The 12,606-nt window shown below is 40.8% G+C and carries 14 protein-coding genes; 11 read left to right on the plus strand and 3 right to left on the minus strand.

What is annotated here, in order from left to right; translation table 11 throughout:
- Positions 1-108 precede the first annotated feature (108 nt).
- Positions 109-696 carry an isochorismatase family protein gene (locus NQU59_RS12665; RefSeq protein WP_043969936.1) on the plus strand — a complete coding sequence of 196 codons (588 nt, stop codon included), beginning with the start codon at positions 109-111 and terminating at the stop codon, positions 694-696.
- A 95-nt stretch (positions 697-791) separates the two neighbouring features.
- Here the strand turns inward: NQU59_RS12665 and NQU59_RS12670 are convergent, their stop codons facing one another.
- Positions 792-1,664, minus strand: coding sequence for an NAD(P)-dependent oxidoreductase (locus NQU59_RS12670; RefSeq protein WP_257063678.1), 873 nt, complete (start codon positions 1,662-1,664; stop codon positions 792-794).
- Between the two features lie 3 nt (positions 1,665-1,667).
- The gene (locus NQU59_RS12675; protein ID WP_257063679.1) at positions 1,668-2,753 is read right to left on the minus strand and encodes an alpha/beta fold hydrolase; all 1,086 of its coding nucleotides are present in this window, start codon (positions 2,751-2,753) and stop codon (positions 1,668-1,670) included.
- 135 nt (positions 2,754-2,888) lie between these two features.
- On the opposite strand from NQU59_RS12675, the gene NQU59_RS12680 reads away from it, so the two are divergent.
- The 4 genes from NQU59_RS12680 (at position 2,889) to NQU59_RS12695 (ending at position 6,528) form a co-directional block, all read left to right on the plus strand.
- Positions 2,889-4,076, plus strand: coding sequence for an O-succinylhomoserine sulfhydrylase (locus tag NQU59_RS12680; protein WP_005241461.1), 1,188 nt, complete (start codon positions 2,889-2,891; stop codon positions 4,074-4,076).
- Positions 4,077-4,088: 12 nt separating this feature from the next.
- Positions 4,089-4,418 carry a YbaB/EbfC family nucleoid-associated protein gene (locus NQU59_RS12685; protein ID WP_004662103.1) on the plus strand — a complete coding sequence of 110 codons (330 nt, stop codon included), beginning with the start codon at positions 4,089-4,091 and terminating at the stop codon, positions 4,416-4,418.
- Between the two features lie 83 nt (positions 4,419-4,501).
- Positions 4,502-5,098, plus strand: coding sequence for a recombination mediator RecR (gene recR / locus NQU59_RS12690; RefSeq protein ID WP_005241464.1), 597 nt, complete (start codon positions 4,502-4,504; stop codon positions 5,096-5,098).
- Positions 5,099-5,385: 287 nt separating this feature from the next.
- Positions 5,386-6,528 carry a ribonuclease D gene (locus NQU59_RS12695; RefSeq protein WP_151837777.1) on the plus strand — a complete coding sequence of 381 codons (1,143 nt, stop codon included), beginning with the start codon at positions 5,386-5,388 and terminating at the stop codon, positions 6,526-6,528.
- 20 nt (positions 6,529-6,548) lie between these two features.
- On the opposite strand, the gene NQU59_RS12700 is transcribed toward NQU59_RS12695, so the two are convergent.
- Positions 6,549-7,283, minus strand: a complete 735-nt coding sequence (locus NQU59_RS12700; RefSeq protein WP_005241469.1) for a class I SAM-dependent methyltransferase — start codon at positions 7,281-7,283, stop codon at positions 6,549-6,551.
- A gap of 170 nt (positions 7,284-7,453) precedes the next feature.
- Between NQU59_RS12700 and NQU59_RS12705 the strand changes: the two genes are divergently transcribed.
- The 6 genes from NQU59_RS12705 (at position 7,454) to prmB (ending at position 12,604) form a co-directional block, all read left to right on the plus strand.
- The gene (locus NQU59_RS12705; RefSeq protein ID WP_004653415.1) at positions 7,454-7,759 is read left to right on the plus strand and encodes a YcgL domain-containing protein; all 306 of its coding nucleotides are present in this window, start codon (positions 7,454-7,456) and stop codon (positions 7,757-7,759) included.
- The gene (locus tag NQU59_RS12710; protein ID WP_257063682.1) at positions 7,752-8,138 is read left to right on the plus strand and encodes a hypothetical protein; all 387 of its coding nucleotides are present in this window, start codon (positions 7,752-7,754) and stop codon (positions 8,136-8,138) included. Before NQU59_RS12705 ends, NQU59_RS12710 begins: the two co-directional genes overlap by 8 nt.
- 35 nt (positions 8,139-8,173) lie before the next feature.
- On the plus strand, positions 8,174-9,025 hold the full coding sequence (locus tag NQU59_RS12715) for an AAA family ATPase (RefSeq protein ID WP_257063683.1): 852 nt from the start codon (positions 8,174-8,176) through the stop codon (positions 9,023-9,025).
- Positions 9,026-9,037: 12 nt separating this feature from the next.
- A complete protein-coding gene (locus tag NQU59_RS12720) occupies positions 9,038-10,225 on the plus strand; it encodes a vWA domain-containing protein (RefSeq protein ID WP_005241475.1) in 1,188 nt (395 codons plus the stop codon).
- Positions 10,226-10,262: 37 nt separating this feature from the next.
- A complete protein-coding gene (gene trpB, locus NQU59_RS12725) occupies positions 10,263-11,468 on the plus strand; it encodes a tryptophan synthase subunit beta (protein ID WP_005241477.1) in 1,206 nt (401 codons plus the stop codon).
- A 125-nt stretch (positions 11,469-11,593) separates the two neighbouring features.
- A complete protein-coding gene (gene prmB, locus NQU59_RS12730; protein ID WP_005241479.1) occupies positions 11,594-12,604 on the plus strand; it encodes a 50S ribosomal protein L3 N(5)-glutamine methyltransferase in 1,011 nt (336 codons plus the stop codon).
- Positions 12,605-12,606 lie beyond the last annotated feature (2 nt).

Consider the following 12,606-nt stretch of genomic DNA (forward strand, 5'->3'; position numbering starts at 1 on the left):
AGCAGAAAGGGACTAAAAAGAGTACATAAAATTGGGTATTTTTAGTCTTAAACTGGAGAGTTTTCAAAATAGATGAAAATAATAAATAATTAAAACCAATATGTTAAATTGCATTCGAAGCATAAGGAGATCGCTATTTCAACCAAAATTCATGTGGTCGATGCATTGATTGTCGTGGATGTACAAAATGCTTTTGTGTCAGGTATAGATGCTGTACCCGAATCAGAACAGTTGATTGTATCCATCAGTATTTTACTTGCTAAAGCAAGATCTGCCCACGCGCCAGTGATTTTTCTGCAAAATGATGGAGATGAAGGAGCTATAGATGAGCCATTTCAAACAGGTTGGGCATTATTTTTTCCTCCGCTGTCAAATGAGTTTGTCGTACGAAAATATGAGGACAATGGTTTTGATGGAACATCACTCCAGAAAATTCTGGACGAACTAAAAGTTAAGTCTTTAGTAATATGCGGTGTACTGTCCGAAATGTGTGTGGCTGCGACTGCGCGTGAAGCAATTGCACTAGGTTATGATGTGTTGTTAGCGCATGATGCGCATGCGACGTATGATGTACCCGCAGGGCCGGGATCGGAGGGTGTACCTGCTGCTATGGCAGCCAGAGCAGCAGAATGGTCATTGGGTGATGAAGTTAGGATTTGTGGATCAGTGAATGAAGTGGATTTTTATGCTGATTGATATAAAGACTAATATAAATAAGGCCCGATATATTAAAAAACCACTCAATAGAGTGGCTTTCATATTGGCAAAAGAATTTTTACACGAGAACTTGCTTATTTCAGCGTAATTTTAGTCCACGATTCATACATTATCACGGCTGAGGAGAAGTCACTATCTGCTTCAGCGGTTAAATTCGCTGCCTGAATCAAGCTTTGCGTTAAAGACAGGATAGGTGCAGGAAGTTTTGCATCCTTGACTAAATCAAGAGCGATACCTGTATCTTTTGCAAGTAATGGAAGTCCAAAAGTTACAGGGAACTCACGGCTAAGAACACGCTGCGGAAAAATCGTTTCTGTGACCAGACTTTTACCACTCGATGCATTGATACAGTTCAGCGCTGCATCAAGGTTGACACCATGTGCTTTTAAAGTACTAAAGCCTTCAGCAACAGACCATAAATTCACAGCAAGCAACATATTATTAATGGCTTTTACCGCAAAACCAGCGCCAGATTCACCCACATGTTGAATCAATTTACCGACTGCTGCCATTGCTGGATAAGCACGTTCAAAGGCATTAACATCCCCGCCAACCATCACAGTTAAGGTTGCATTCTCAGCGCCAACAGTTTGACCACTCACAGGTGCGTCTAGAAAATCGATATTTTGTGCTTTGAGTTTCTCTGCCAAACGGCGAGCTGTCTCGGGTACACCACTGGTACAGTCAATCCAGATGGCACCTGATTTAATTGAAACATCTTCAATGAGTTTCTCAACATCATCACTGGTGGGTAGGCATGAAAAGATAATATCAGCCTGAACCGCTTGTGCAAGTTCAACTGCTGTAGTCCCATATTCTGTTGCATGCTGTTCAGCTTTACTAAAATTTCGATTCCAGACATAGACCTTCTCGAAATATTTAGGCAAATGCGCCGCCATACGATAGCCCATAGCGCCTAAACCAATAAATGCAACAGATTGAGTCATAGCTTACCTTTTTATATGTGTCGACCGTTCGGCTAACCATGTTGTCAATGTTGGCCAGAACTCGATTGAACTGTTTTGACTGGACATTAAACCTAAGTGCCCACCAGGGATAAGAGTAAACGTGACATCTTGGCTACTTGTCAACTGGGTCAGCGGAAATGCAGACTCAGCAGTCACGAGCTGATCACCTTTTCCTGCGCCGACGAATAGAGAACAATTAATATTTTTCAGCTCGATGGTCTTGTTCTTGAGTTGAATTGCACCATTTTTTAACGGATTTTGTAGCCAGACATTAAACAGCATGTCTTGATTTACACCACCGGGGTAATCAATCATATTATTTAAGAAATGACTAAGCGTTGCATCTTCTTGTACCAGCTTTAGATTATCCAAGTTTTTCAATAACTGGATATTGCCATCAATCCAGCCTTTCGGATCTAATAGTTTGAATCCAAGCGAGTTTAGGAAGCCAGGTGAATGAATCATTAATTTCGGTAAACGGTTATAAATATAGTCTTTAATGGTCGGATTACGGCTAGTCAGATAAGCCAAAGTTTTGTATAGCTTGCCAATATAACCCGAAGCATAGCTGTCGATTGGGCTGCCTAAGACCACCAGATTTTTCACGATACTCGGCTGATGACGTGCGGTATAAAGCGTCACGAATATTCCAGCCATACTCCAACCATGCAGCGAAATTTTTTCAGATGTAGAATGTTGCTGAATAGCTTCTATGCATTTTGGAATAAACTTATCAATAAAAGATAGAAAGTTAACCTGATAGTTTTTATACGTAAGCTTGCCCCAGTCAATCAGATAGACATCAAAACCACTTTCTTGAAAATGCTTTACCAATGAACGATAAGGATATAAATCATAGATATCCATATTAATGGCCAAAGGTGCAACAAATACCAATGGTTCTTTATAGCGTTTGTTCTCTGATGCGTAGAAACGGACACAGGTCTGTTTAAATTGAGCAATCACTTGATACGGCGTAGATTGAGACAAAACCAGTTTGTCTGCATCGAAGACACGCATAGCTAGATGTTTAAAATTTATTTTTTGCTGTTCCACAAGCGATTTCATCTTAGAAAGTCTCATCATGAGTCAAGATTGCACGAAGTCTAAGCGATAATTTCATCTTACGCCTTGACCTTAAATACCTTAGGCGCTCAAAATATTGGCACATTTCGACATTATGATCATAAGGCATACAGAACGATGAATCCAAGCGATGATTTAGAATACCAATTAGAAACACTGGCAATTCGCACAGGGCATGATCGGACCTCTGAAGGTGAGCATAGTGAACCAATTTTCCTAACCTCATCATTTGTGTGTGAAAGTGCGGCTGATGCTGCAGCAAAATTTTCAGGACAAATCGCAGGGAATACTTATTCACGTTATACCAATCCGACTGTACAAGCATTTGAAAAACGCTTGGCTGTATTGGATGGTGCAGAACGTGCGGTTGCAACCAGTTCAGGTATGGCAGCGGTACATGCCATGTGTATGGCCTATTTAAAAGCTGGCGACCATGTGATTTGCTCTCGTGCAGTATTTGGTTCAATCATTGCCTTATTTGAAAAATACGTTGCAAAATTTGCAGTCGAAGTGACCTTTGTGGATTTGGGTGATCTAGAAGGCTGGAAACAAGCCATTCGTCCAAATACACGTATTTTATTTATCGAAACACCATCTAATCCATTGGCCCAAGTGGGTGATATGCAGGCGATTGCCGATATTGCCCATGCCAATGGGGCGCTATTTGCGGTGGATAACTGTTTCTGTACACCGGTATTGCAACAGCCGATTAAGTTTGGTGCAGATTTAGTACTTTATTCAGCAACCAAATATATTGATGGCCAAGGTCGTGCCTTGGGTGGTGCTGTTGTCGGAAAATATGATTTGCTTGAGGAAGTAAATGGTGTGATCCGTACTTTAGGTAATTCGATGAGTCCATTTAATGCATGGATTTTCTTGAAAGGCTTAGAGACCCTTAGCATTCGTATGAAAGCCCATTGTGAAAGTGCTCAAAAATTGGCGGAATGGTTACATCAGCACGAAAAAGTTGAAAAAGTGTATTACGCAGGTCTACCTGATCATCCAGGCCATGCGCTTGCGAAAAAACAGCAAAAAGGCTTTGGCGGTGTTGTATCTTTTGTCGTGAAAGGTCAACGTGAAGGCGCTTGGACGGTGATCGATAATACACGTTTCTTATCAATTACCAGTAATTTGGGTGACGTTAAGTCAACAATTACACATCCAGCAACGACCTCACATGGTAGAATGTCGGCTGAAGCTAAACAAGCTGCAGGAATTGAAGAAGGTTTGATTCGTGTGTCTGTTGGTTTAGAAGACATTGATGATATTATTCGCGACATATCACGCGGTTTAGATTTAATTTAACGAGAGAGACTTATGAACATTAATATGCTCATGCAGCAAGCTCAGCGCATGCAAAAAGATATGGAATCAAATCTTAAAAAAGCCAAAGAAGAGCTTGCAAATACTGAAGTTCACGCTGAAGCAGGCGGTGGTTTAGTTAAAGTGACCATGACTTGCCGCAATGTAGTGAAGCGTATCGAAATTAGCCCAGACTTGTTACAAGACGAAGCTGACATGATTGAAGATTTGATTGCTGCGGCAATGAATGATGCAGCTCGTCAAGCTGAAGCAATTTCTGAAGAGAAATTACAAGGTGCAAATTCAGGTATGGGCTTACCACCAGGCTTATCTGGTTTATTTTAAATCCCTCCCAGCCTCCCTTTAATAAAGGGAGGAGTACCCCTCTTTAATAAAGAGGGGTTAGGGGAGATTATGAGAGTTGATTTGTGTTTAGTGAACGATTTGAACAATTAGTTCAAGCATTACGTATATTACCAAGTGTTGGTCCGAAATCAGCACAGCGTATGGCATTGCATTTATTAATGAAAAATCGTGAAGGTGCATTTGCTTTGTCACATGCCCTACATGAAGCGTCGAGCCATATTCATGAGTGTCGTATCTGCCACTCGCTCACCGAAAATGAAATATGTGATATATGTGCTTCAGCAGAACGTGATGAGCAACTATTGTGTGTGGTTGAATCTCCTGCTGATGTAATGGCGATTGAACAGAGTGGTAGTTTTCGCGGAAAATATCATGTTCTTGGTGGACATTTATCGCCACTAGATGGAATTGGTCCAGAAGAGATTGGTATTCCTTATCTGATTCAACGTCTCAGTGCAGGGCAGATTCAAGAGGTGATTTTGGCAACCAATGCTACCGTAGAAGGGCAAGCGACAGCACATTATTTGGTTGAAGCCACTAAACATTTGCCGATTCATATGACCCGTATTGCACAAGGCGTACCTCAAGGCGGTGAGCTGGAATATGTCGATAGCCATACCTTAAGTCAGGCTGTACATAACCGTATGCGAATGAAATAATAGGCTTCATTCGCATTTTTTTATATTTATATTAAATTCATGCTGTTAATTTAAACAAATAATTAAATTTTACATTTTGTCTAACATTATCGTAGATCAATTTATTGTGATTTGTGGCACTATTATCAAGCGAAAAGGATTTTCGTTTTTTGATAAAATGGGTAGAGGAGTGATTTCATGTCGTGTATGTGGAATACCAATTAATTTTTTGTATTTTTCAGTTGAGCAATGACTGACATTTGGCAGTTTTATTGCACATGGTTCTTTATTATTTTATTTGAGCACACATGTTTCAGTTTATCCAACAGCAACAAGATTTAGCTGTTCTCCTCAAACAGATGGAACAGTGTTCTGTCTACGCCCTTGATACCGAGTTTATTAAGGTTGATACCTTATACCCTAAACTTGGTGTTTGCCAAATCAATTTAAATGGTCAAATTCTATTACTTGATGGTGCAGCATTAGATCTCAGTCATTTTTGGCCAAAGATTTTCGCGGCTCAACAGAATATTTTTCATGCCTGTGGTGAAGATATTGATCTGATCTATCATTATGCCGATCAAAAACCACTCAATAATGTGTTCGATACGCAAATTGCGTTGGCATTTCTCGGACATGGGCTTCAAGTTAGTTATCAAAACGCGCTTAAAACCTGTTTGAATATTGAGATTGAAAAAGATCAGACCCGTTCAGACTGGCTTGCGAGACCTTTGACACAAGAGCAGATGTGCTATGCGGCAAATGATGTCATCTATTTAAGCAAACTTGCAGATGCACTGAAAACAGATCTGAAAGCAAAAGGGCTGTATCAATACGTATTGGAAGATTGTCAAAATCTCACCAAAGAGATTGCGATGGAAACACCACTAGCGGAATTGTATACCGATATCGGTAATTATCGACATTCGCGCCGTGAGCTGATGCAGTTGCAACAACTCAGCATTTGGCGAGAGCAGATTACCAAGGCACTGAATCAGCCACGTAGTTTTATTTTGAGAAACTCTACTATGATTGATTTGGTGGAAAAGAATCCGCGCAATAATTTTCAGTTGGCACGGATTAAAGATATTCGCCCACACATTGTACGCGAACACGGAAAGACCATTTTGGATTTACTCAAGTTCTTACCACCAGAGGAAGAATGGCCATTACGTATGGTAAAACCAATCAAGAGTAATTCCAAAGAAGTTGCACCTAAAATTGATGCTTTGATTGAAAGCGTGGTTTTACAAACTGGTATTCCGAAAGAAGTGTTATTGCGTAAGAAATGGATGAATGCCATTTATGAACATGTGGTCTTTCATTTAGATGAGCAATCTTTACCGTCTTATTTAATGGGATGGCGTTATGACATTCTGACACAACCTTTGATTGCGTTGTTAAAAGAAGATATTGAATATTTAGCGATGCAAATGAAAATTGCACGTTAGAAAATCAAAGAGCTAAGTAATTAGCTCTTTTTTTTGGCTTTGATGATGAGCATCATGGGGCGTCTTAATTCATTCTGCCAACTTAGCCTTTCAACCATTTCTTTAGGTGGTGTTGGTTCAATCACTGCTGTAATTTCAAAACCTGCAGTTAATAAGGCTGTAATATAGGTTTCAAGCGTTCTGTGATATTTCACAACTTTTGCATCTAAAAAATGGGTTTCTCTTTTGCCTTGTGCGAAATAGTGGTCAACAGGCCAGTGCATCGGCTGTTGCTCTGCATCATAGTACCAATCTTGTTGCTCACAGGCTGTGAAAATAGGATGCTCAACCGAATAGTACAGTTCGCCTTGAGACGTTAATAAGGATGCAGCCTTGGCAAACACAGGCTTAATATCTTCGATGTAGTGCAAAGCAAGAGAACTGATTATGACGTCAAAGCTCGCTGTATCTGCTGCAAAGTCCTCAATTGCGGTATGTTGATAATCCACGTTTTGGGCTGATGTTAACAGACGTGCTTTTTCAAGCATTTTAATGGATAAATCAATTCCGATCACTGAACGAGCACCTTGTTCAGCAGCAAACTGACAATGCCAGCCATAGCCACAACCTAAGTCTAAAACCTTTTTATTCTTTAACTGGGGCATATGTGTTTTAAATGTGGACCACTCACCAGCAGCATTTAGGCCATGCACTGAGCGAGGCATTTTTGAGTATTCAGTAAAGAAGTGTGGATCATCATATTTGTTTTGTTGCATAGCTGTGCCATTGAAAAATCATGGCTTGATTATGACACTCTGCGCGAATACTCTGAAATAGGTTGTATTGTGAATCTGGAAAAAAGACGACTCTAGCGTTAACAATCCTTAATGTATCCATTTTTATTTTCATGTATGCTGTGTCTGATTGTTAATAGATGTGAGTCAATATGCACTGCGATATTTATAGATCGAGCAAAAAAGATGAAATGTATATGTACATTGCTCGTCCAAATTATCCTGATGACAAGGAACAAGAAAACCCATTTGAAGGTGTTCCAGAAACAGTTTTACAAGCATTCGGCAAAGCTACTTTTGTGATGCATTTAGAACTTCATAATGAGCGTAAACTTGCACGTGCTAACGTTTTACATGTTTTAGACTCCCTAAATACCAAGGGCTTTTTTATTCAGATGCCACCAGAAGGGTTAATCAATCCAAACGCGGTAGAACCTGAGGGCTTACGCGGTGCTTGAGACTTTAACAGCGATTTGGTCGAATATTCTTTCAGTACTGGATCAGTTTCCTGAAGAAAATGTTGCGATCATTGTTTATGTTACAGGGGCATTAATTGCATTGTGGTGCTGGTATCGTTTGATGTCACGCCTACCGAATCCAATTGGTGGCATCCTCTGGATTGTGGCTTTTGCCGTTCTTGCAACACCAACTATTTCAGAAGGTCCAAACTCGGCCTTAGCACCAGCGATTTTTGGTTTGCTTTTTGGTGTACTTACTAAAGAGCATGTCTTAATCTGGTCAAACTTATCATTGATTTTATTTGTCATTGGTACGGGTTTATTGATCGGTTTCTGCTGGTCGAAATATACTGCAAATAAAACTGCACGTTCAGTTTAGATACAACGTTAAATACAGAAAAATAAGGTTTTTAAATGTCTGCTGATACACAACACTTCAATGGTACAGATCAATATATTGCAACTGATAGCTTAAAGCTTGCAGTGAAAGCTGCCCGCGCTTTGCAGAAACCATTATTGGTAAAAGGTGAGCCCGGTACAGGTAAAACATTACTTGCAGAGCAAGTGGCTGAAAGTTTAGGTTTGAAGCTGATTACTTGGCATATCAAGTCAACCACTAAAGCCCAGCAAGGTCTGTATGAATATGATGCAGTATCACGCTTGCGTGACAGCCAGTTAGGTGATGATCGTGTCTACGACATTAAAAACTATATTAAACCGGGTAAATTGTGGGAAGCATTTACCAGTGAAGAACGTTGTGTACTGTTGATTGATGAAATCGACAAGGCGGATATTGAGTTTCCAAACGACTTATTGCATGAACTCGATAAAATGTCGTTTTATGTTTATGAGACAGGCGAGACTATTACTGCAACACAACGCCCAATCGTGATTATTACCTCGAATAATGAGAAGGAACTGCCAGATGCATTCTTGCGTCGTTGTTTCTTCCATTATATTGAATTCCCAGATGATGCAACCATGCGTGACATCATTGCAGTACATTTCCCGAATATTTCAAATACCTTGGTCAGTGAAGCATTGCAGGTGTTCTTTAAATTACGTGAAATCCCTAATTTGAAGAAACCACCTTCAACATCAGAGTTGATAGACTGGTTAAGCCTGTTGATGGCCGATGATATGCCAGAAGATGTATTGCGCAATCACGATAAATCAAAAGCGATCCCACCATTGTATGGTGCTTTGATTAAAAATGAACAAGATGTGCAATTGCTTGAACGTTTAGCCTTTATGTCACGCCGCTAAGAGTGTTTAAAAATGTTTGTGCGACTGTTTTACACCTTACGCAAATATGGCGTGCCTGTAACAACACGTGAGCTCATTGATCTTAATCAGGCGGTCGCTTCAGGTCTTGTGTTTGCAGATCAGGAACAGTTTTATCAATTGGCTAAAACTGTTTTAGTCAAAGATGAGCGTTTTTTTGATAAGTTCGATCGTGCCATGAAAGATTATTTTGATGGTATCGAAACTTTTGAGTTGGATGAGCTGCTGAAACAGGTTCACAAGTTACCGAAAGACTGGTTTGACCTTGAACTATTAGAAAAACATCTTACGCCTGAACAACGTGCTGAGCTACAAAAGGCAGGTTCTCTCGAAGAGCTGATGAAAATGCTGGAAGAACGCTTACGTGAACAGCATAAAAAACATCAGGGTGGCAATCGCATGATTGGTACCGGAGGAACCTCGCCATTCGGCGCTTTTGGTGATCATCCAGAAGGTGTTCGTATTGGTGGGCCAGGGCGTAAACGTTCGGCGGTTAAAGTTTGGGAACAACGTAAATACCAAAATCTGGATGATGATCAGGTTTTGGGAACCCGTCAGATGCAAATTGCCTTGCGTCGTTTGCGTAAGTTTGCACGTCAAGGTGCGGCAGAAGAGCTGGATGTCGATGGCACCATTCGTGAGACAGCAAAACAAGGCATTTTGGATGTACAACTGGTTCCAGAACGTCGTAATCGCATTAAAGTGTTGATGCTGTTTGATGTTGGCGGCTCAATGGATGCTTATATTGCTGAATGCGAAAAACTATTTAGTGCGGCCAAATCCGAGTTTAAAACCCTCGAATACTTTTATTTTCATAATTGTCTGTATGATCATGTGTGGAAGGATAACCATCGCCGTAGTTCAACCCGTATGAATACATGGGATCTGTTTCATACCTATGGCCGTGATTATCGGGTCATTGTGGTCGGTGATGCCAGTATGGCACCGTATGAGTTAAAGTCTGCGGGTGGTTCAGTGGAATATATGAATGAAGAGTCGGGTGAAGTATGGCTAAGACGTTTGCGTCAGCACTTTGACAAAACTGCTTGGTTGAACCCTGAGATGGAAGGTTACTGGCACTATACCCAGACCATTAGCTGGATTAAAGAAATTTTTGAAAATCACATGTTTCCAATGACCTTGAAGGGTCTTGAAGATATGACCCGTTATTTGTCACGTTAAAATTTTATATTAAAACTTTATAAGAACAGGAAAACATATGGAACATCACATTAATGGCATTGCTTTGCCGAATGAAGCAGGTTTCTTTGGCAACTTTGGTGGGCAGTTTATTCCGCCTCATTTAAAAGAGGCAATGGATGAAATTAATACGGCGTATGAGGAAATTCGTCATACCGCTGAGTTTCAGGATGAGTTGAATGACTTATTCAAAAACTATGTGGGCCGTCCAAGTCCATTGTTCCATGCCAAGCGCTTGTCAGACCAGTTGGGTGGTGCACAGATTTATTTAAAACGTGAAGACTTAAACCATACAGGCGCACACAAGATCAATCACTGTCTAGGTGAAGCTTTACTTGCCAAGTATATGGGGAAAACTAAAGTCATTGCCGAGACGGGTGCTGGTCAGCATGGCGTAGCTTTGGCAACGGCTTGTGCATTGGTCGGCATCCCATGTGAAATTCACATGGGGCAAGTGGATATTGAAAAAGAACACCCCAATGTCGTGAAGATGAAAATCTTGGGTGCGAAACTTGTTTCAGTCACACAAGGCACAGCAACCTTAAAAGATGCGGTGGATAGCGCCTTTGAAGAATATTTAAAAGATCCTAAAAACTATATCTATGCGATTGGTTCTGTGGTTGGGCCACACCCATTTCCCAAGATGGTTCGTGACTTCCAATCGATTATTGGCAATGAGATCAAAACCCAGTCTCATGACCGTTTTGGTCAGAATCCAGACTATGTAGTGGCTTGTGTCGGTGGTGGCTCTAACGCGATTGGTGCTTTTACTACATTTTTAAATACGCCAGAAGTTCAATTAGTTGGCGTAGAACCTGCGGGTCATGGTCTAGATACGGATAAACATTCAGCCACTTTAACCTTAGGTAAGCCTGGACAGATTCATGGTATGGCTTGCTATGTGCTAGAAGATGATAATGGTGAGCCGTTGCCTGTACATTCGATTGCTTCAGGCTTGGATTATCCGGGTGTTGGGCCACAGCATAGTTTCCTGAAAGAGCTTGGTCGTGTGCAATATGAAACAGCAACGGATCAGGAATGTTTGGATGCATTTATGACCCTTTCACGGGTAGAAGGGATTGTACCTGCCTTGGAAAGTTCGCATGCCGTTGCTTGGGCATTACGTGAAGCACCTAAGTTGGGTAAACAGGTAAAGATCGTAGTTAACTTGTCAGGTCGCGGTGATAAAGACTCAGATTACGTGGCTGAAAAGCTAGGTTTGTAAGTTCTTATCCAATATCTGGTTTTAATAGACCGCTTCTGGCAGAGAGGCGGTTTTTTTATTGTTAAATCAACCTGAATCCCGTTAGAATAAAGCGTTTTGCAATTAGCACTTTTGGAGACGCCTAAGTGGAGCGACCGACAATCAGCCCTGAACATTTACAAGAAGCGGCTGAAAACCTAGTAACCATTCGAGATTTTGTTCGTTTTGGGGTAACCGCACTACGTCAATATGACGCGCACTTAGGTCAAGGTACTCAAGATTATTTTGCAGAGAGTTCTGCATTGGTACTACAAACTCTATCACTTGAATGGAAAGCAGATGCTGAAATTCTGGATGCCAAACTTTTACCAAGCGAAAAAGCAGAATTTCTGAGCTTGTTAGAACGTCGTATCAATGATCGTATTCCAACTTCATATTTATTGAATTTAGCGTATTTCTTCAATAAGCCATTTTATGTTGATGAGCGCGTCTTGATTCCGCGTTCACCGATTGCCGAGTTAATCGAACAACGTTTCGCGCCATACTGCCTAGATGAAAATGGCCGTATGTTGGAAGCGTTAAATAACTTGCCTGAAAATAATAATCCAAAAACACCACAACGTATCTTGGATATGTGCACAGGTTCAGGTTGTATTGCCATTGCTTTGGCTTATGCTTTCCCAGATTCAGAAGTTGATGCGACTGATATTTCAAAAGAAGCACTGGAAGTGGCTTCAATTAACACTGAGCATCACGACAAACAGTATCAAGTGGCTTTACTTGAATCTGATTTGTTCTCAAAAATTCCTGCTGAAAACCAGTATGACCTGATCGTCAGTAATCCACCGTATGTGGATGCAGAAGATATGGCGGATTTACCAGAAGAATTCTTACATGAGCCTGAGCTTGCACTGGCTGCGGGTCAAGATGGTCTGGACTTAGTTCGTAAAATGTTGGCTCAAGCTGCTGATTATTTAACGGAAGATGGCTTGATTGTAATTGAAGTTGGTAATTCTGAATGGGCAATGCGTCAGAACTTCAATACGGTTGACTTCCATTGGCTCACGTTCCAAAAAGGCGGTTCTGGTATTTTTGCTTTAACTGCTGAACAATGCCGTCGTTATAAAGAAGTCTTTCAGCAATCAGTTCAAAACTAAGG

The organism is Acinetobacter colistiniresistens, assembly GCF_024582815.1.
Taxonomy (GTDB): domain Bacteria; phylum Pseudomonadota; class Gammaproteobacteria; order Pseudomonadales; family Moraxellaceae; genus Acinetobacter.